Source organism: Haemophilus parainfluenzae (assembly GCF_900638025.1).
Taxonomy (GTDB): Bacteria; Pseudomonadota; Gammaproteobacteria; order Enterobacterales; family Pasteurellaceae; genus Haemophilus_D; species Haemophilus_D parainfluenzae_J.
The window spans coordinates 1,083,634-1,102,927 of the sequence record NZ_LR134481.1 but is presented as its reverse complement, the minus strand read 5'-3'; the positions used below and the strand labels follow the sequence as shown (position 1 = coordinate 1,102,927).

The following is a 19,294-nucleotide window of genomic DNA, read 5'->3' as shown; positions in this document are numbered from 1 at the left end:
GTGCGGTTTATATTTAATCAATCTAAGGATTTAAAATGTCAAACAACGTAACTAAAGATAATTTAACTGTCAATTTCAGTACTGACTGGTTTACTCATAATATCCCTTCTCTATCCTATATTTTTGAACAATTTACACCTCAAAGAATCTTAGAAATTGGTTCATTTGAAGGGCGTTCAACTCATTTTTTTACTGAGGAAATGCTTAAATACCATAATGAAATAGAGATTCATTGTATTGATTCTTGGGAAGGTGGATTAGAGCATCAAGGAAAGTGGGATATGAGTTCTGTTGAGCAATCTTTCAATGAGAATATTCAAACATTAATGATTTATGCCAAACGATGCAGAAAATCCCTTAATATTATCAAACATAAGGGATATTCCCATACTAAAATGATTGAACTATTAGCAAAAGGTGAAGCTGGAAAATTTGATTTTATCTATATAGATGGTTCTCATGAAGCCCCAGATGTACTATTTGATGCTATTTTAGCCCATAAATTAGTAAAAAATAATGGTATTATTGCTTTTGATGACTATTTATGGAGCCCAGAAGAAAATGGAAAACAAAACCACTACCACCTAGTAAAACCTGCTGTCGATGCTTACGTCAATATCTATCAGCAAAAACTACATGTTTTACAAATGTTACCGGTTTACCAACTTTATATACAAAAACTATCAGATTAACTATTAAAAAGATAATAAGCCTGTGTAATCAGGCTTATTCGTATTCATCTAACCATTTCAACAAAATCGCTTCGAGAATACTCTCGTTAGATTTCATTGGATCATCATCAAAATCGTCTAGTTCACAAATCCACTTATGCAAATCCGTGAAACGTACTGTTTTAGGATCTAAATCTGGATTACGATCATAAAGTTCTTCTGCAATAAGTTGGGTATCGGTCCATTTCATTAGTGGGCTGCCTCATTCGCATGGTTAATATTATATTTAGGGATTTCCACCACTAAATCTTCATCGCCCACGACACATTGGCAAGAAAGGCGGCTATCCATTTCTAAACCCCATGCTTTATCTAACATGTCTTCTTCTTGATCGCTCGCTTCATTTAATGAATCAAACCCTTCACGAATAACTACATGGCATGTTGTACAAGCACAAGAACCATCGCAAGCGTGGTGAATTTCAACGCCCGCATTATGTGCCACTTCTAATAAGTTGTCGCCTGCTGCTGCATCAACCACCATACCCTCTGGGCAGAATTCTTCATTCGGTAAAAAAATCACTTTTGGCATATTACTTTCCTCAATATAAAAAACTCGTTAATTTATAACCGCACTTTATTGCTCAATATCTGACACCAATTTACCTGTTAGCGCTTGGTTAATGGATTTATTCATTCGTCTTGCCGCAAATTCTTGAGTTGCGACATCAAGGGCTTTGATTCCTTGAACAATAGCATGACGATCTGTTCCTTCTTTTACATCCATTAATTGTTTCAATGCATTTTCAATTTGGTGGAATTCGGCTTCGGTTAATAATTCCGCCCCATCTTGTTGTAATGCTACAATCACGCTTTCAATCACACGATCAGCCTCAACGCGCTGCTCAGCTAATTCACGGGCTTGCATATCATCTTGTGCATTATCAAAAGAAGCTTTAATCATTGCCGTTACTTCTTCATCTGTTAAGCCATAAGAAGGCTTAATTTGAATCGATGCTTGGACTTTTGTGGATTTTTCCATGGCGGTCACATTTAATAAGCCATCCGCATCCACTTGATAAGTCACTCGAATATGAGCTGCGCCTGCCACCATTGGCGGAATACCACGCAACGTAAAACGACCTAAAGAACGGCAATCATCCACTAATTCACGTTCACCTTGTACTACGTGTACCGTCATCGCAGTCTGACCATCTTTAAAGGTGGTAAATTCTTGCGCGCGAGCCACTGGAATCGTGGTATTACGTGGAATAATTTTTTCCACTAAACCGCCCATAGTTTCAATGCCTAAAGAAAGTGGTACAACATCGAGTAACAACATATCGCTGTCATTTTTGTTGCCCACTAAAATATCCGCTTGAATTGCCGCACCTAAGGCTACTACTTTATCTGGGTCAATCGAGGTTAATGGGGTTTTACCGAAGAACTCGCCCACTTGCTCACGTACGTAAGGCACGCGAGTTGAACCACCAACCATAACCACTTCTTGTACGTCTTCAGCTTCAACATTCGCATCTTTCAATGCACGACGACAGGTTAATAAAGAGCGTTTTACCAATGAGTGGATTAATTCATTGAATTGCTCACGACTTAACTCACCTTCAAATCCGCGCCAAGAAATGACCGCACTTTGTGCACTTGTTAAAGCAATTTTAGTCTGGGTCGCTAAGCTTAAAAGCTCACGCTGCTCATTTACATTTTCTGGTTGAATACCCGTTTGTTCAACAATCCAATCGGCAATTAAATGGTCAAAATCATCACCACCTAAAGCAGTATCCCCACCTGTTGCTAAGACTTCAAATACACCTTTAGACAAGCGTAAAATCGAGATATCAAAGGTACCGCCACCCAAGTCATAAACAGCGATGACGCCTTCTCTTCCGCTATCTAAGCCATAAGCGACTGCTGCTGCAGTGGGTTCATTTAATAAACGTAATACATTTAACCCTGCAAGACGTGCTGCATCTTTTGTACTTTGGCGTTGAGCATCATCAAAATAGGCGGGTACGGTAATCACCACGCCAGAAAGCTCACCTGCAAGGCGTTGTTCTGCAATATGATTTAAACGAGATAAAATATCCGCAGAGACTTCAATAGGGCTTTTTTTCCCTTGATGCGTGACCAATAATGGCAACCCATTTTCACTTGCCACAAACTCATAGGGTAAATTGGTATAACGAGATTGCACATCACCAAGACTACGTCCAATCAGACGTTTTACGGAAATAATCGTATTCTTAGGATCAACCGTAGCTTTTGCAAATGCTTCTGTACCAACAAGTTTTTCATTTTCACCATAATAAACGACTGAAGGGACAAGGCTTCTATCTTGTTCATCATTTAAAATGGTTGCTTGACCGCTACGTACAGCGGCAACTAAAGAGTTTGTTGTACCTAAATCAATCCCTACCGCAAGACGATGTTGATGTGGTGCAGCCGTTTGTCCAGGCTCTGCAATTTGGAGTAATGCCATATCTCTTTTTATCTCTAATAATTAATTCGTTAAGGGCTCGTTATGCCACTGAATAAGCTTGTGCAAATTTATCTTGTTCGGTGAAACTTGCGTTGTAATGGGTTTCAATGTTGACTTCGCGTCGTTCACGCTGATTAATGTCTGTCATTTTATCTTCAGAAAGTTCTGGCGTAAAAACAATCATGTGGTTACCATCAAGTTGTTTTACATCTTCTTGCCAATTTTGCCAAAACAGATTTCGGTAAAATGCTTCAATGTCACCATCTAATGCCCAAGCTAAGAAATCCGTATAGGTAAAATTTAAATCATGCCAAGTTAAATCTTTTGGCGAAAAATAATAAATCTTGCCAAGATTAGAACCTAAAGAGCCACCATTTAAAGCAAAATAACCACCAATGACATCGTCCGCAACAAGCAAATATTTTGGTTTATCACCTGATTGATTAAAGGATTTGCTAAAATTCCAGTCCATTAATCCACGTGGTAATTTAAAACTTCCTGACCCCAATATACGTAACCAGCCATGATGAATTAAAATGCCACCGGTTTCATAAATAACTGCTCCCATTGGAGAAGAAGTGGGCATTTGCATGCTGAAAAGCTCACGCTCTGCACTAGATTGATCTTTTTTAATCACATCACAATGATTGCGAGCATGCTCAATCCATTGGAAAATGGTTACCCAAGCAGATTTTGAGGCATCAGTCAGTTGTTCTAAAGTTTGCATAATCGGATTTCATTAGTATGAGGGCAGCTGCCCATTTATCAATAGCGAAAAGGGCGTATTAAACGCCCTCAAGATTATAATTCAAATAGACGTTCTTCTACTTGGCTAATTTCATCCGCCAATTTTTTAAGAAAACGTAATTTATCACAGAACTGTGCAGCAGTTGACCATTGTTGCTCATTAAGCTGTGCTTCAAGTGCGGTCAACATTTCTTTTGTTTCTTTTTTAACGCGTTTTGCAAAGGATTCTAACGCATTTTCATCCTGGCTTTGCTCAATATTTTCGAGTTCTTCACGCCACTCTAATTGCTGCATTAGGAATGCTACATCTTGCGTACTCTTTTGTTCTAAATCTTGTGCTTCTCCCGTATTTAACGCAATAATTGCTTCTGCGCGTAGAATCGGGTCTTTCAAGGTTTTTAATGCATCATTCACTTCTGTCGACTTTTGCATTGCGATACGTTGTTCTTGCGCATCTGCCGTAACAAAATTATCAGGGTGCAAGCTCTTTTGAAGTACTAAATAGCGTTCAGACAAAAGGGCTTGATCAACATTGAAAGCAACGGGTAAATCAAAAATAGCAAAAGGATTTATCATTTTTATTCCTTAAACGTGGAAACTTTCACCACAACCACAAGACTCTTTCACATTCGGGTTGCTATATTTAAAGCCTTCGTTCAAACCTTCTTTGACGTAATCTAGCTCAATGCCATTTAAATAAACCAAACTTTTTGGATCGACTATGACTTTCACGCCATGCTGCTCAAAAACAAGATCGTCATCATTGAGCACATCAACGAATTCAAGCACATAACCTAAACCCGAACAACCTGATGTTTTCACACCTAAGCGCAAACCAATGCCTTTTCCACGATTTTCAAGAAAAGTACGAACTCGTTGTGCCGCTTTTTCAGTGAGTGTTATTGACATATTCTGATCCTTAAAATAGATAAAGTGCGGTCATTTTCGACCGCACTTTTGATTACTTACCTTGTTTATTTTTGTAGTCAGCAATAGCGGCTTTAATTGCATCTTCTGCTAAAATTGAGCAGTGTACTTTTACTGGCGGTAATTCAAGTTCTTCCGCAATTTGGCTGTTTTTAATTGCGCCAGCTTCATCTAAAGATTTTCCTTTTACCCATTCAGTAATTAAAGAGCTAGAAGCGATCGCAGAACCACAACCATAGGTTTTAAATTTCGCATCTTCAATAATGCCGCTATCATTTACTTTGATTTGTAATTGCATAACGTCACCACAAGCCGGTGCGCCAACCATACCCGTTCCTACTGAATTATCTTTTTTATCCATCGAACCTACGTTACGTGGATTTTCATAATGATCGATAACTTTTTCACTGTAAGCCATATTATATTCCTTTCCTAAATAAGTTGCTATCAGGCGGTCAAGCCGCCCTTAAAATTAGTGAGCTGACCACTCAATAGTATTTAAATCAATGCCTTCTTTGAACATATCCCAAAGTGGCGATAATTCACGAAGTTTTGCTACTGCATTACGAGTTAAATTAATGGTGTAATCAATTTCTTCTTCCGTTGTCCAACGACCAAGTGTGAAACGAATTGAGCTATGTGCTAATTCATCATTACGACCTAATGCACGTAGTACATAAGATGGCTCTAAACTTGCAGAAGTACAAGCAGAACCAGAAGAAACTGCCACATCACGTAATGCCATCATTAATGATTCACCTTCAACATAGTTAAAACTGATATTCAAATTATTGGCGACTCGGTGTTCCATGGAACCATTTACATAAGTTTCTTCAATTTCTTTTAAACCATTGTATAAACGATCTCGCAATGCTCGAATACGTGGCATTTCAGTATCCATTTCTTCTTTTGCAATACGATAAGCTTCACCCATACCCACGATTTGGTGTACCGGTAATGTACCTGAACGCATACCACGTTCGTGACCACCACCATGGATAATTGCTTCTAAACGAACACGCGGTTTACGACAAACATATAATGCACCAATCCCTTTTGGCCCGTATAGTTTGTGGCTAGACATTGACATTAAATCCACCTGTAATTCAGCAAGATTGATTTGAACTTTACCTACGCTTTGTGTTGCATCTACGTGGAAAATGGTTTTGTTTGCACGGCAAAGCTCACCAATTGCTTTAATATCTTGAATCACGCCAATCTCATTATTTACATGCATGATTGACACAACAATTGTGTCTGGACGCAATGCTGCTTTAAATTTCTCAAGATCGATTAAACCATCTTCTTCTGGATCTAAATAGGTGACTTCAAAGCCTTCACGCTCTAATTGACGACAAGTATCTAATACGGCTTTGTGCTCAGTTTTACAGGTGATAATGTGCTTACCTTTTGTTTGATAAAAGTGCGCTGCACCTTTAATTGCAAGGTTATCTGCTTCTGTTGCGCCAGAAGTAAACACGATCTCACGTGAGTCTGCGCCAATCAAATCCGCAATTTGATTACGTGCAATATCTACAGCTTCTTCAGCTTGCCAGCCAAATTTATGTGAACGAGATGCTGGATTACCGAATACACCATCAATGGTTAAATATTCCATCATTTTTTTAGCCACACGTTCATCAACTGGACATGTTGCTGCATAATCTAAATAAATTGGTAATTTCATTTTCACTCCTAAATAACTATCAAAAATCCCATCATTTTGACCGCACTTTGATCTACTTTCCTATTATTGGTTGACTACAACCAAATCATCAAAATCTTTGTGAGCTTTATGTTTTCCTGTTTTTTTCTCAACAAGCTCAGCTAATGAGATCTCATCTAAAAAATCAGAAATACGATCACTTAATTCTTGCCATAAAGTATGAGTCAAACATTCTACTCCGTCTTTACAATTTCCTTTTCCTAGGCATCTAGTTACATTAATATTTTCATTTACAGCAGAAATCACCATACCAATAGATATTTGATCAAGTGGTAAAGCTAAACAATAGCCGCCTCCTGGACCTCTAACGCTCTTTACTAATCCACCTCTTCGTAATTTTGCAAATAGCTGCTCAAGATAAGAAAGTGAAATATTTTGACGTTCCGAAATATCCGCTAAACAAACTGGCGCAGACCCTGCATGTAATGCGATATCTAAAATCGCAGTAACTGCATATCGTCCTTTAGATGTAAGTTTCATAAAATATTCCTATTAATCAATATTTGGGCAGTTTACATATCTGACTGTAATAGTCAACTTTGCCCTTTTTCCAAATTGACGTGTTTTTCAACGGAGCTTAGCATCCCATGCAAAATATTCAATTCATTTTTCTCCAAAAAGGAACGATTATAAAGTCGTCTCAATTTTTGCATAACCCCTTGATTTTGAATAAAACCAAGTGATTTATATACATGTTCTGTATGCATAAAAAAATACTCTATTTCTTGTGTTGTTGGATAGATATTTTCTATTATAGAAAGAGTATTTTCCATTTTACCTTTTGCTAAAAATGCCATTCGCATTTCATAACTTACTAACTGAACTGCCATCGCTAAATTTAGCGAAGAATATTCAGGATTAGCTGGAATATTTAAATGATAATGACATTTAAGTAATTCTTCATTTGTGAGGCCAACACGCTCACGACCGAACACAATCGCTACTTGACCTTGATGAACACTGGCCTTCTCAGCACATTCTCTAGGCTCAATCAACGTACTCTGTAAATGACGTAATCTCGCACTAGTACCAATTACCAAGGAGCAGTCTTCTATTGCTTGCTCAAAAGTGTCAACAATTTTAGCATTTTGCAAAACGTCATCTGCCCCTGCTGCTAATGCGATAGATTGTTCATCCACTGATTTTGGCGATACCAAATAAAGATTGGATAATCCCATCGTTTTCATTGCACGCGCAGCTGAACCGATGTTTCCGCTATGTGATGTTTCAACTAAAACAATACGAATATTTTGTAACATTTTATGCCCGACTTAAATTTGTGGATATTCTAACATAATAACCGTTAAATATAGTCAAGAATTTAAAAAATATTTAGTTTTTTCTTAATTTATTGGAAGTAATAGGATATATGAGATCTTTATTGGTGGGTTGTGAGAGATTCGAACTCTCGACCGACGGATTAAGAGTCCGCTGCTCTACCAACTGAGCTAACAACCCAACCGGTTAAATAATGATATGAGAAAATGGTGGGTCGTGAAGGATTCGAACCTTCGACCAACGGATTAAAAGTCCGCTGCTCTACCGACTGAGCTAACGACCCATGATCATGATACTGCTATGGCTTTGTATGTTACAGATTTTATTTTTGGATGCAAGAAAAATCTGAAGAAATCACGCTAGTTGCACGAATACTCACCAATGTCAGAATATATTTTTTTACAAAAAAAGGAGAGTGAATTTCTCTCCTTTTCTAAGAATCAAAATTCCCTAAAAATTAGTATGCTAACACTGCACGACGGTTTTTAGAGTATGCTGCTTCATCGTGACCTAACACTGCAGGTTTTTCTTCACCGTAAGAAACAGTTGATACTTTACCCGCATCAACACCTTTACCAGCTAAGAAACCTTTAACTGCGTCAGCACGGCGTTGACCTAAAGCAATGTTGTACTCTGGAGTACCACGTTCGTCAGTGTTACCTTCAACAATAACTTTAGAAGCTGGAGTTGCATTTAAGTATGCTGCGTGAGCATCTAAGATTTGAACGTATTCACCTTCGATGTTGAATTTGTCGAAACCGAAATAAACGGTGTTATAACGTTGTTGAAGATCTTCAACAGAGTAACCACCGAAAGTTTGGCCGTTGTTGTTAGCACCGTTGCCTGCTGCATCGTTGTTTGATGAGCTACATGCTGCTAATGCAGCTACTGAACCAGCAACTAATAATGATTTAACAAATTTGTTCATTAGATTTCTCCTCAATGAGTTCTTTTATTTAGTCAAATATGGCGACCAAGCAGGAAATTTCACTTGGCCATTACTTCCTGGAAGACTCGCCTTAAAGCGACCATCTGCAGAAACTAATTGTAACACCTTTCCTAACCCTTGTGTAGAGCTGTAAATAATCATAATACCGTTAGGAGAAATGCTTGGGCTTTCACCTAAGAAAGATGTACTTAATACCTCAGAGCTACCAGTTGTGAGATCTTGTTTCACCACGTTATTATTACCGTTAATCATCACAAGTGTTTTACCATCACTACTGATTTGTGCACTACCACGACCACCTATTGGTGATGCGCCACCACCGCTTGCGCTCATACGATAAACTTGTGGTGAACCGCTTCTATCTGAAGTAAAGAGAATTGAGCTACCATCTGGAGACCATGATGGTTCTGTATTATTACCCGCACCGCGAGTTAATTGAGTAGGTGTACCACCATTTGAGCCCATTACATAGATGTTTAATAAACCATCTTGTGAAGAAGCAAACGCAAGTTTAGAACCGTCTGGAGAGAACGCTGGTGCACCGTTATGACCTGGGAAAGAAGCAACAACTTTACGAGAACCTGAACCAAGGTCTTGTACAACAAGTTGTGATTTTTTGTTCTCAAAAGATACGTAAGCTAAACGTTTACCATCTGAAGACCATGCTGGAGACATAATTGGCTGTGAGCTACGATTTACGATAAATTGGTTATAACCATCATAATCTGCTACACGAACTTCATAAGGTTGTGAACCACCATTTTTTTGTACCACATAAGCAATGCGCGTTCTGAATGCACCACGAATACCAGTTAATTTTTCAAATACTTCATCACTCACAGTGTGCGCACCGTAACGCAACCATTTATTAGTCACGGTATAGCTATTTTGTACAAGCACTGCACCTGGCGTACCTGATGCCCCTACAGTGTCAACTAACTGATAAGAAATGTTATAACCACTACCAGTTGAAGTCACTTGACCTACAACAACAGCATCAATACCTAAAGCAGTCCAAGCCTCTGGTTTCACTTCTGCTGCAGTTGCTGGTTGTTGTGGCATTTGGCTTACTGGAATTGGGTTAAATTTACCACTATTACGTAAGTCATCCGCAACAATTTGACCAATATTTTCAGGTGCTGAACCTGTGAAAGGAACAACTGCGATAGGACGAGCCCCATCTACCCCTTCATCAATCACAATTCGAACTTCATCTTCTGCCATTGCTGTGCTTGCAAATGCAAACATCACCACAAATAGCCCTATAACACGTTTGATCAATTTCATTTAATCACCTTATTTTAACGTTGTTACTTTCTTAAAACCGATTATCGAGCATTGATATCAAAATCGATAGTCGGCGCTTTGTATTTTTCATACACTGCATCAGATGGTGCCGCTGGAACTTTTTTCGTTCTTGCAACCGCACTTAATGCTGCAGTACAAATGTCATCAGGTCCTGAGACACGTTGGTAGCCTAAAATAGTACCATCTCGGCCAAGCTGGATTTTAATACTACAAACTTTACCAGCAAAACTAGGATCTTTTAAGAAACGACGTTGAATTTCACGCTTAATTACACCTGCATATTGGTCACCAACTTTGCCACCGTCTCCAGCGCCAAGTCCTGCACCACTACCTTGTGTACCGCCTTTATTCGCATTACCACCTTTAGATGCACTACCACCACCGATATCACCACCGTTCATGAAATCATCTAAAGCAGCTTGATCCGCTTTACGTTTTGCTGCATCTGCTTTGGCTTTCGCATCAGCCTTCGCTTTAGCTTCTGCATCCGCTTTAGCTTTTGCTTCTGCCTTCGCTTTTGCCTCAGCTTCTGCTTTCGCTTTGGCATCGGCCTCAGCTTTCGCCTTCGCCTTAGCATCCGCTTCAGCTTTCGCTTTGGCGTCTGCCTCAGCTTTTGCCTTCGCTTTTGCTTCAGCCTCTGCTTTTGCTTTCGCCTCAGCCTTGGCTTTAGCATCTGCTTCTGCTTTTTCTTTCGCTTTTTGAGCTTCAGCTTGTGCCTTCGCTTTTGCCTCTTCTTCAGCCTGTTTAGCAGCTGCAGCTAAACGTTTTGCCTCGGCTTCAGCTTTCAACTTCGCTGCTTCTGCAGCTTGTTTTGCTTTTGCTTCTTCAGCTTGTTTCTGTTTTTCTAACGCCTCTTGACGAGCAAGCTCTTGTTGCTGTTTTTGCTTCTGCTTTTCAATTTCTTGCTGCTTTTGTTTTTCAAGTTCTTTTTGACGTTGAATTTCCTGCTGACGCTTAATCTCTTCTTGTTTCGCAATTTCTTGCTGATTTGGTTCAGGTTCTGGCTCTGGTTTTTTCTCTTCGACTACAGGTTCTGGTTTTTTCTGTTTATCAGTCTGACCTTTTTTCTGTTGTTGAATACGTCCCCATTCCTGCGCTGCGCTGCCAGTATCGACCATCACAGCTCCCATGGCATCACCTTCACCTTCTCCACCACCCATTATTTCAACGGTTTGATAAAGAGAGCTCCAAATCAACAAACCAAACAATGCAAGGTGCATCGCAATAGAGATGACAAACTCATTTGCACGTTTTTTTCGTCGATTATTCTGCACAGTTTTACCTACTTATTCTTAAATTGGGTTGGTCATTAAACCCACAGACTTAATGCCGGCAAGATGTAGTAAATTCAGTGCTTTAATCACTTCTTCATAAGGTACATCTTTTGCTCCGCCCACTAAGAACATTGTGTTATTGTCTTTATCAAATTCTTGTTTTGATAATTGGGTTACCATTTCTTCGTTAAGACCTTCTTGGCGTTGACCACCAATCGAAATCGAATACTGCCCAATACCTGCTACTTCTAAAATAACCGGTGTTTTATCTTCATTTGATACATTTTGACTTTGCACCGAGTCAGGGAGTTCCACTTGAACGCTCTGACTGATAATCGGCGCAGTTGCCATAAAAATTAACACTAAAACTAAAAGAACATCGAGAAATGGCACGATGTTAATTTCAGATTTAATGTCTTTACGCTGACGACGAGCCATAATTTCCTCTAAAACTTCGCTAAAATCCACCGCACTTTTCGTTTTATTTATTAACTGCGGTCAATTTTTCATTTATTTTTAATGGGGCGCTTTACCAAAAGCTTGACGATGTAAAATTGTGGTGAATTCATCAATGAAGTTACCATAATTTTGTTCAATTGCATTTACACGTAAGCTTAAACGGTTATACGCCATTACAGCTGGAATCGCCGCAAACAAACCGATTGCTGTTGCGATCAAGGCTTCTGCGATACCTGGAGCAACCATTTGTAATGTTGCTTGTTTCGCACCACTTAATGCCATAAATGCGTGCATGATCCCCCAAACGGTACCAAATAAACCGATATATGGACTTACGGAAGCCACTGTTGCTAAGAAAGGTACTCGACTTTCAAGCGATTCTACTTCACGATTCATCGCAAGGTTCATTGCACGAGTCGTACCTTTGATGATTGCTTCTGGGGCATCAGCATTCACTTGTTTTAAGCGAGAGAATTCTTTAAAGCCAACAAAGAAAATTTGTTCGCTACCTGTTAATACCTCACGACGATTAGATAAACCATCATAAAGTTTATTTAAATCTTCACCAGACCAGAAACGATCTTCAAAAGTGTTCGCTTCTTTTAACGCACTCGTCAAAATACGGCTACGTTGAATGATGATTGCCCAAGAAATAATTGAGAACGAAATTAAGATCACAATTACAAGTTGAACAACAATACTCGCTTTTAGAAAAAGATCTAAAAAGTTCAATTCTGCAGTCATTGCATACTCCGAAAAGTTATTTACTTTAAAAATGCCGCTTTTAATTCTTCAGGAATTGCGACAGGTTTCATTTTGCCTAGATCAACACAGGCTACCTTAACAGTAGCCTTTGATAACATCACCGTATCACGAACTAACCGCTGTTCAAAAAGGATTGTCGCCCCTTTCACTGCCGTTATTTCAGTTTCGGCAATAAGATAATCATCCAATTTTGCTGGAATACAATAGTCAATAGACATGGTTTTAACCACAAAAGCCAACTGTTGTTCCTGCAATAATGATTGTTGGGAAAAATTAAGCGTTCTTAAATATTCAGTTCGCGCACGCTCAAAGAAATGTAAGTAACGTGCGTGATACACTACTCCGCCTGCATCCGTGTCTTCATAATACACACGAATCGGAAAAGTAAAACATTGGTTATTCAAAATAATGCTCAAATTATCAGCCATAACAAGCCGCTTATTTTAGAACCTGTTAATTAGATGTGCAAGATCCAAATAATAATATTTGTCTATCATTCTTATAATAGCCAATGCTGAAAAATAGCGATTATTGTGGTGAAATAACCAATAAATGGCAAGAAAACAAGCTGCCATATCGCCCGACGAATATCAAATCCAATTCCGTGGATCCATAAATTAATCAATCCCCAAAAGATTGCAAGAATCCAAGCAGGATGAGCAGTTCGAAGTGCGGTCGAAAATTGACTTAAATTTAAAAAGAAAGCCGCAGTTAAAAATAACGCTAAAATAAACGAAAGGGTTCGCAAGGAACCCTTATTACTTAATTGATAGAGTGAATTAATCATCATTACTCGTCAAATTTACCTGACTTTTCTTTACCAATGGTTAAATTAGCACTCACCATAACTGCAGCCAACACACCCACTACCCAAATTACGTATAACATATTGTTTCTCCTTAGTATAATGAGTTTTTGTTGTCTTCAACAAAGCTTTCATCCAAGCGACCAAACATTTTGTAGTATGACCAAATGGTGTAAAGCAATGAGATGGTAACAAATACTAGTGCCAAGTAGAACATTAAGGTTAATGTTAATTCACTTGACGTTGCATCCCACATTAACAAGCTTTGTTCTGGATGAGTACTTGAAGGCATTACAAATGGGAACATTGATATTGCCGCAGTGATGATCACACCAGCCATGGTTAATACAGAGAAGAAGAACGCAAAACCACAACGATTTGCTTTAGATGCAACCACATTTAATAATGCACCAACCACAGCTAATACTGGGAATGCCCATAAAGCTGGATTTTCATTGAAGTTTTTGAACCATGCACCTGCTTCAACTGCTACTTGCTTACCTGAAGCTGGTGCTGATGCTGCAAAATGATCAATCGTGCTAGTCACCACATAACCGTCTTTGAATGAAAGCCACACACCTGCAAGTATAAAAGTAATTAATGTTACTAATGCACCAATTTGTGTAATCGCTCTTGCACGATCACGCAATGCAGCAGTGGTTTTCATTTGTAACCAGTTTGCACCGTGAGTCACTAACATTGCAAGGCTTAACACACCACAAAGTAATGCGAATGGGTTTAATAATGCAAAGAAAGAACCCGTATAAGTTGCTTGTGAAAGCTCATTTAATTCAAATGGGACACCTTGTAATAAATTACCAAATGCTACACCGAATACTAATGCAGGTACAAAACCACCCGCAAATAAGCCCCAATCCCACACAGCACGCCATGTTGGATTATCAATTTTCGCACGATATTCAAAACCAATTGGACGGAAGAATAACGCAGCTAACACGAGGAATAAGGCAATATAGAAGCCTGAAAACGCTACAGAATAAACAATCGGCCATGCCGCGAAGATTGCACCACCAGCAGTTAATAACCAAACTTGGTTACCATCCCAGTGTGGAGCAATAGAGTTAATCATAATTCGTTTTTCTACTTCTTTCTTACCTGCTACTGGTAAAAGTGCGGTCACGCCCATATCGAATCCATCTGTTACAGAGAAACCGATAAGCAATACAACAACTAGCACCCACCAAATAATACGTAGAATTTCATAATCAAGCATAATCCATCTCCTGCTTATTTAGATGATTGCTCAAAATAGTATTTGCCGGTTTTCAATGCACTTGGACCTAAACGTGCATATTTAAACATCAAATACATTTCCGCAATAATGAAGAAGAAGTAAAGTACACAAATTAAACCGATAGAGAACCATAAATCACCTACACTCAAGTTAGAGGCAGACACACCTACCGGTAATACTTCATAAATCGCCCATGGTTGACGACCAAATTCAGCTAAGAACCAACCAAATTCAATCGCTAAGATTGGCAATGGGATACCCCAAAGCAATGCTTTAAGTAATAAGCGAGAAGAAGTCACTTTGTTACGTAAATTTTGAACAAATGCACCAAAGGTAAGTAAAATAATTAAACCGCCTGCTGCTAACATACCACGGAATGCCCAGAAGTTAGGACCTACGTTTGGAATAGTATCACGTGCTGCTTGTTTAATTTGTTCATCCGTTGCATCAACAACTTTATCTGTGTAACGTTTTAATAATAAACCGAAACCTAAATCACCTTTGACTTCATCAAATTTTGCTTTAGTTTCTGGATTTACTTGACCTGCTGATTTTTTCTCTGCTTTTAATTGCGTGAATAAATCATAAGCAACCATACCGTTACGAACACGACCTTCATTTTTCGCTTGAATGTCTTTCAAACCAACAATTTCAGTGTCTAAAGAACGCGTTGCAATTAAACCACCTAAGTAAGGGATTTCAATCGCAAAATCATTTTTCATTTCAGCGGTATTTGGAATCGCAACTGGATGGAATGGTGCTGGAGCTGCATGAGTATCAAACTCAGCTTCCATTGCAGCCAATTTCACAGGTTGTACTTTACCGATATCATAACCTGATTCATCACCCATAATTAATACAGCTGATGCAGCGATAAAACCAAAAGTTGCCGCTACAGAGAATGAACGCTTAGCGAAACCGATATCGCGACCTTTTAATAAATAGAATGCACTGATACCTAATACAAACATTGCACCGGTTGTATAACCTGCTGTTAATGTGTGTAAGAATTTACTTTGCGCAACTGGATTTAACCAAAGATCTAAGAAGCTGGTCATTTCCATACGAACGGTTTCAAAGTTAAACTCTGCCGCTACCGGATGTTGCATCCAACCGTTTGCCACTAAAATCCACATCGCAGAAAGGTTCGAACCAAAGGCTACGCAGTAAGTTGCGAGTAAGTGTTTACCTTTAGTTAAACGATCCCAACCGAAGAAGAATAGCCCCACGAAAGTGGACTCTAAGAAGAACGCAAGTAATGCTTCGATTGCTAATGGCGCACCGAAAATATCACCTACATAGTGAGAATAATAAGACCAGTTTGTCCCGAATTGGAACTCCATGATAATACCGGTCGTCACCCCTAGAGCAAAGTTAATACCAAATAACTTACCCCAGAATTTTGTCATATCTTTATATACTTCTTTGCCCGTTTTAACATAAATGGTTTCCATGATCACAAGAACGAAAGATAAACCTAATGTTAATGGTACAAAAATGAAGTGATATAACGCAGTTAATGCAAACTGCAAGCGTGAGAGATCAACAACGTCTAACATCTCAACTCCTTGTATAAATCTACAAGATTTTCACTTTATGATTACCAAGGATAACCTAAAATAACCACCCCTAAAGACTCAACACAATGCGTCAAGCAAGCTTGAACTATTTACACGATAATCGCCCTTTTCTTTAGAAAAAAAGAGCTTTACCTAATTATAATGTAAACACTCAGAACTGGCGTCTATTCTACTACTATTTATAAGGATAAAAAATAGCAAAAATTGTTAGTTTGATCACATTTTTGATATAAATTACAAAATACCCCATTCTATGTAAAGCTATCAAAATTGATCTATATAGAATATGATGTCTTTTTGCCTATCTCAGCCGTTGTATTTAATTAGAAAACCCAACTTATCTAAGAAATGCTAGACAATATTGTAAAATTTTGGTATTTTCCCAGAAAAGCACTCTGTAAAAGTCTTTTGTTAGGATTAACAATGAAAAAAATTTATAAAATATTGACCGCTCTTTTTGGTTCTATTGCATTATCTGCTACTGCAGCGCCTATAGCAGAAAGTAAAGCTGTATTTCCACAGCAATGTTTACAGTTATTTAAAGAAACAGAAAATTTGATTGCTCAAGCAGAAAAACAGCCTGGCACTCATACTCAAGTCGGTAAAATCAAAAGTAAACTTAATCAAAGCAAACAGCAAATTCTTGAAATGGAATTAGCGACTCAACAAAAAAGCTGTGATGTGGGTTTAGCAAGATTAAATAGCATGAAGAACTATACTGAAGGAACTAACTAAGCTGATTTCAAAAAGAAAGGACATATTGATATCAATATGTCCTTTTTTATATCTCTTATTCTAAGGGTTTCTGAAGTCCGAAGTGTCGATAAGTTAAGGAAGTCGCAATTCGGCCTCGAGGCGTACGCTGTAAGAATCCCTGTTGAATCAAGTAAGGTTCTAAAACATCCTCGATAGTGTCTCGCTCTTCACCTATTGCTGCTGCCAAGTTATCTAACCCAACTGGCCCACCATCAAAACGTTCAATTACAGCGGTAAGTAATTTTCTATCTAAATAATCAAAGCCCGCATCATCTACATCTAACATTGAAAGCGCTTGTTTCGCAATGTCTGCCGAAATAATGCCATTATTACGCACATCAGCAAAATCTCGAACTCGACGCAATAAACGGTTTGCAATACGAGGAGTACCACGTGAACGACGCGCCACTTCAAAAGCGGCTTTATCTTCTAATTCTAGATTTAAGCAAGAGGCACTTCTTGTCACAATAGAAGTTAAATCTTCAACTGAATAAAATTCTAAACGCTGAACAATACCAAAACGATCGCGTAATGGTGAAGTTAACGAACCCGCTCGAGTTGTTGCACCAATTAATGTGAAAGGTGGCAAATCCAATTTAATTGAGCGTGCAGCAGGGCCTTCACCGATCATAATATCCAGCTGATAATCTTCCATTGCTGGATAAAGCACTTCTTCAATCGCAGGGGAAAGACGGTGAATTTCATCAATAAACAACACATCATGGGGTTCAAGATTTGTCAGCATTGCCGCTAAATCTCCAGCTTTTTCAAGAACAGGACCTGATGTGGTACGAATATTCACGCCCATTTCATTCGCCACAATATTAGCTAGCGTCGTTTTTCCTAAGCCAGGAGGACCGAAGATCAAAAGATGATCTAAGGCATCTTGACGCAATTTTGCCGCCTTAATAAAAATATCCATCTGCTCTCGCACTTGTGGCTGTCCCACATAGTCAGCTAAAAGCTTTGGACGAATCGCACGATCGATGACATCTTCATCCATCTTTGCCTGACTGCTAATAATTCTATCTGCTTCAATCATATCTGCTTATTCTTTATAATGCGGCTTTTAAGGCTTCACGAATTAATTGCTCACTGCTTAAATCCGCTTTAGCGACTTTTTTCACCATTTTTTCAGCATCGCTTGGTTTATAGCCTAATGCAACCAATGCAGCAACCGCTTCATCAGCTGAGCTCTCAGCCTGGCGCAATTCTGACGTTGACGGAATATGTTTGCTCTCCACAAAGAAATCACTTTGACGAACATCCTTAAACTTCCCTTTTAACTCTACTAATAAACGTTCAGCCGTTTTCTTGCCCACACCAGGAATTTTAACTAATTTTGACAGTTCTTCTCGCTCAATAGCGTAAGCAAACTGCTCTACTGACATTGCAGATAAAATCGCAAGTGCCAATTTAGGGCCAACACCATTGGTTTTAATTAATTCACGGAATAAAGTGCGGTCAGTTTTTTGGGCAAATCCAAAAAGAAGATGAGCATCTTCACGCACAACAAGATGGGTAAATAAAGTAGTTTCTTGCCCGATTTCAGGTAAGTCATAAAAACTGGTCATTGGTAACAATAATTCGTAACCGACGCCTTGTACATCAAGCAAAATTTCAGGAGGTTGTTTTTCTAATAGGATGCCTTTTAAACGACCGATCATAAGATTTTCATGTAAAAAAATTTTGCATAGCATAAAATAAAACTGGATATTAATCCAGTTAAATTTTTAATCTAAATCGGCCTCGGCTGTACCTTGTTCTTAAAAGTGCGGTCATTTTTTCGTGTATTTCTGTGGTTTTGACCGAGCTAGCTATATGCAAGGAATGTTGAATGGTATGAGCATGAGTGATGGCAATAGCTAAAGCATCTGCCGCATCGGCTTGTGGTTTATCTGAGAGCTTCAAAATTCGTGTCACCATATCTTGTACTTGAACTTTATCTGCAGAACCAATCCCTACGACAGTCTGCTTCACCAAACGAGCCGCATATTCAAATACAGGTAAATCATGGTTCACTGCAGCCACAATCGCCGTACCACGTGCTTGCCCCAGTTTTAACGCTGAATCCGCATTTTTAGCCATAAACACTTGTTCAATGGCAAACATATCAGGCTGAAATTGTGTGATGATTTCTGTCACGCCAGCATAAATTCGTTTTAAGCGTGTAGGTAAATCCTCTACCTGCGTGCGGATTGCTCCACTGCCGAGATATTCTAAATGGCGGCCATTTTGTCTAATCACACCATAGCCCGTTACACGAGAACCAGGATCAATACCTAAAATAATACTCATAAA

25 protein-coding genes and 2 tRNA genes are annotated in these 19,294 nt (G+C 38.8%); 2 read left to right on the top strand and 25 right to left on the bottom strand.

The features are described 5' to 3' along the window. The first annotated feature begins 35 nt into the window (after nucleotides 1–35). Nucleotides 36–692 carry a class I SAM-dependent methyltransferase gene (locus EL215_RS05660; protein WP_126470777.1) on the top strand — a complete coding sequence of 219 codons (657 nt, stop codon included), beginning with the start codon at nucleotides 36–38 and terminating at the stop codon, nucleotides 690–692. Nucleotides 693–726: 34 nt separating this feature from the next. On the opposite strand, the gene iscX is transcribed toward EL215_RS05660, so the two are convergent. From iscX to EL215_RS05550, 22 genes are all read right to left on the bottom strand, one after another. Further along, nucleotides 727–921 carry a Fe-S cluster assembly protein IscX gene (gene iscX, locus EL215_RS05655; protein WP_049355506.1) on the bottom strand — a complete coding sequence of 65 codons (195 nt, stop codon included), beginning with the start codon at nucleotides 919–921 and terminating at the stop codon, nucleotides 727–729. Beyond that, nucleotides 921–1,262 (bottom strand): ISC system 2Fe-2S type ferredoxin, encoded by a 342-nt coding sequence (gene fdx / locus EL215_RS05650; RefSeq protein ID WP_005696659.1) that lies wholly within the window; start codon nucleotides 1,260–1,262, stop codon nucleotides 921–923. Before fdx ends, iscX begins: the two co-directional genes overlap by 1 nt. A gap of 45 nt (nucleotides 1,263–1,307) precedes the next feature. Then, entirely contained in the window at nucleotides 1,308–3,164 is a 1,857-nt protein-coding gene (hscA, locus tag EL215_RS05645; protein ID WP_126470776.1) for a Fe-S protein assembly chaperone HscA, read from the bottom strand. Between the two features lie 40 nt (nucleotides 3,165–3,204). Further along, a complete protein-coding gene (locus tag EL215_RS05640) occupies nucleotides 3,205–3,891 on the bottom strand; it encodes a DUF2625 domain-containing protein (RefSeq protein WP_126470774.1) in 687 nt (228 codons plus the stop codon). A gap of 74 nt (nucleotides 3,892–3,965) precedes the next feature. After that, nucleotides 3,966–4,487: a Fe-S protein assembly co-chaperone HscB gene (gene hscB / locus EL215_RS05635; RefSeq protein ID WP_126470772.1), complete on the bottom strand. Its 522-nt coding sequence runs from the start codon at nucleotides 4,485–4,487 to the stop codon at nucleotides 3,966–3,968. Between the two features lie 9 nt (nucleotides 4,488–4,496). After that, nucleotides 4,497–4,820, bottom strand: a complete 324-nt coding sequence (gene iscA / locus EL215_RS05630; protein WP_126470770.1) for an iron-sulfur cluster assembly protein IscA — start codon at nucleotides 4,818–4,820, stop codon at nucleotides 4,497–4,499. 52 nt (nucleotides 4,821–4,872) lie between these two features. Beyond that, nucleotides 4,873–5,256: a Fe-S cluster assembly scaffold IscU gene (gene iscU / locus EL215_RS05625; RefSeq protein ID WP_005696665.1), complete on the bottom strand. Its 384-nt coding sequence runs from the start codon at nucleotides 5,254–5,256 to the stop codon at nucleotides 4,873–4,875. Nucleotides 5,257–5,310: 54 nt separating this feature from the next. Further along, nucleotides 5,311–6,525 (bottom strand): IscS subfamily cysteine desulfurase, encoded by a 1,215-nt coding sequence (locus tag EL215_RS05620; RefSeq protein WP_126470769.1) that lies wholly within the window; start codon nucleotides 6,523–6,525, stop codon nucleotides 5,311–5,313. 63 nt (nucleotides 6,526–6,588) lie between these two features. Further along, complete coding sequence (gene iscR / locus EL215_RS05615; protein WP_049355512.1) at nucleotides 6,589–7,044, bottom strand: Fe-S cluster assembly transcriptional regulator IscR; 456 nt, start codon at nucleotides 7,042–7,044, stop codon at nucleotides 6,589–6,591. 53 nt (nucleotides 7,045–7,097) lie between these two features. Next, nucleotides 7,098–7,823, bottom strand: coding sequence for a tRNA (cytosine(32)/uridine(32)-2'-O)-methyltransferase TrmJ (gene trmJ / locus EL215_RS05610; protein WP_126470767.1), 726 nt, complete (start codon nucleotides 7,821–7,823; stop codon nucleotides 7,098–7,100). A gap of 123 nt (nucleotides 7,824–7,946) precedes the next feature. Beyond that, a tRNA-Lys gene (locus EL215_RS05605) sits at nucleotides 7,947–8,022 on the bottom strand. Between the two features lie 27 nt (nucleotides 8,023–8,049). Further along, nucleotides 8,050–8,125: transfer RNA gene (locus EL215_RS05600), tRNA-Lys, on the bottom strand. A gap of 174 nt (nucleotides 8,126–8,299) precedes the next feature. Continuing rightward, nucleotides 8,300–8,770 carry a peptidoglycan-associated lipoprotein Pal gene (pal, locus tag EL215_RS05595; RefSeq protein WP_126470765.1) on the bottom strand — a complete coding sequence of 157 codons (471 nt, stop codon included), beginning with the start codon at nucleotides 8,768–8,770 and terminating at the stop codon, nucleotides 8,300–8,302. Nucleotides 8,771–8,794: 24 nt separating this feature from the next. Beyond that, nucleotides 8,795–10,078, bottom strand: a complete 1,284-nt coding sequence (tolB, locus tag EL215_RS05590) for a Tol-Pal system beta propeller repeat protein TolB (protein ID WP_126470763.1) — start codon at nucleotides 10,076–10,078, stop codon at nucleotides 8,795–8,797. Between the two features lie 41 nt (nucleotides 10,079–10,119). After that, nucleotides 10,120–11,373: a cell envelope integrity protein TolA gene (tolA, locus tag EL215_RS05585; RefSeq protein WP_126470761.1), complete on the bottom strand. Its 1,254-nt coding sequence runs from the start codon at nucleotides 11,371–11,373 to the stop codon at nucleotides 10,120–10,122. Between the two features lie 18 nt (nucleotides 11,374–11,391). Beyond that, nucleotides 11,392–11,811, bottom strand: coding sequence for a colicin uptake protein TolR (gene tolR, locus EL215_RS05580; RefSeq protein ID WP_014064913.1), 420 nt, complete (start codon nucleotides 11,809–11,811; stop codon nucleotides 11,392–11,394). Between the two features lie 78 nt (nucleotides 11,812–11,889). Beyond that, the gene (gene tolQ, locus EL215_RS05575) at nucleotides 11,890–12,576 is read right to left on the bottom strand and encodes a protein TolQ (RefSeq protein ID WP_049356471.1); all 687 of its coding nucleotides are present in this window, start codon (nucleotides 12,574–12,576) and stop codon (nucleotides 11,890–11,892) included. A gap of 20 nt (nucleotides 12,577–12,596) precedes the next feature. Then, the gene (gene ybgC, locus EL215_RS05570) at nucleotides 12,597–13,025 is read right to left on the bottom strand and encodes a tol-pal system-associated acyl-CoA thioesterase (RefSeq protein WP_232013299.1); all 429 of its coding nucleotides are present in this window, start codon (nucleotides 13,023–13,025) and stop codon (nucleotides 12,597–12,599) included. Between the two features lie 71 nt (nucleotides 13,026–13,096). Further along, the gene (ybgE, locus tag EL215_RS05565; RefSeq protein ID WP_049356478.1) at nucleotides 13,097–13,384 is read right to left on the bottom strand and encodes a cyd operon protein YbgE; all 288 of its coding nucleotides are present in this window, start codon (nucleotides 13,382–13,384) and stop codon (nucleotides 13,097–13,099) included. Between the two features lie 2 nt (nucleotides 13,385–13,386). Further along, nucleotides 13,387–13,485 (bottom strand): cytochrome bd oxidase small subunit, CydX/CbdX family, encoded by a 99-nt coding sequence (locus EL215_RS05560; protein ID WP_126470759.1) that lies wholly within the window; start codon nucleotides 13,483–13,485, stop codon nucleotides 13,387–13,389. A gap of 11 nt (nucleotides 13,486–13,496) precedes the next feature. Further along, nucleotides 13,497–14,636, bottom strand: a complete 1,140-nt coding sequence (gene cydB / locus EL215_RS05555; RefSeq protein ID WP_126470757.1) for a cytochrome d ubiquinol oxidase subunit II — start codon at nucleotides 14,634–14,636, stop codon at nucleotides 13,497–13,499. 14 nt (nucleotides 14,637–14,650) lie between these two features. Beyond that, nucleotides 14,651–16,216, bottom strand: a complete 1,566-nt coding sequence (locus tag EL215_RS05550) for a cytochrome ubiquinol oxidase subunit I (RefSeq protein WP_126470755.1) — start codon at nucleotides 16,214–16,216, stop codon at nucleotides 14,651–14,653. Between the two features lie 444 nt (nucleotides 16,217–16,660). On the opposite strand from EL215_RS05550, the gene EL215_RS05545 reads away from it, so the two are divergent. Further along, nucleotides 16,661–16,972, top strand: coding sequence for a DUF5339 domain-containing protein (locus tag EL215_RS05545; protein ID WP_049356465.1), 312 nt, complete (start codon nucleotides 16,661–16,663; stop codon nucleotides 16,970–16,972). A 55-nt stretch (nucleotides 16,973–17,027) separates the two neighbouring features. Here the strand turns inward: EL215_RS05545 and ruvB are convergent, their stop codons facing one another. The 3 genes from ruvB to ruvC are packed head-to-tail and all read right to left on the bottom strand — an operon-like array spanning nucleotide 17,028 to nucleotide 19,291. Further along, nucleotides 17,028–18,035 (bottom strand): Holliday junction branch migration DNA helicase RuvB, encoded by a 1,008-nt coding sequence (gene ruvB / locus EL215_RS05540; protein ID WP_049356464.1) that lies wholly within the window; start codon nucleotides 18,033–18,035, stop codon nucleotides 17,028–17,030. Nucleotides 18,036–18,048: 13 nt separating this feature from the next. Continuing rightward, on the bottom strand, nucleotides 18,049–18,660 hold the full coding sequence (gene ruvA, locus EL215_RS05535) for a Holliday junction branch migration protein RuvA (protein WP_049356462.1): 612 nt from the start codon (nucleotides 18,658–18,660) through the stop codon (nucleotides 18,049–18,051). A 58-nt stretch (nucleotides 18,661–18,718) separates the two neighbouring features. Then, nucleotides 18,719–19,291, bottom strand: a complete 573-nt coding sequence (gene ruvC, locus EL215_RS05530) for a crossover junction endodeoxyribonuclease RuvC (RefSeq protein WP_049356460.1) — start codon at nucleotides 19,289–19,291, stop codon at nucleotides 18,719–18,721. Between the last annotated feature and the right edge of the window lie 3 nt (nucleotides 19,292–19,294).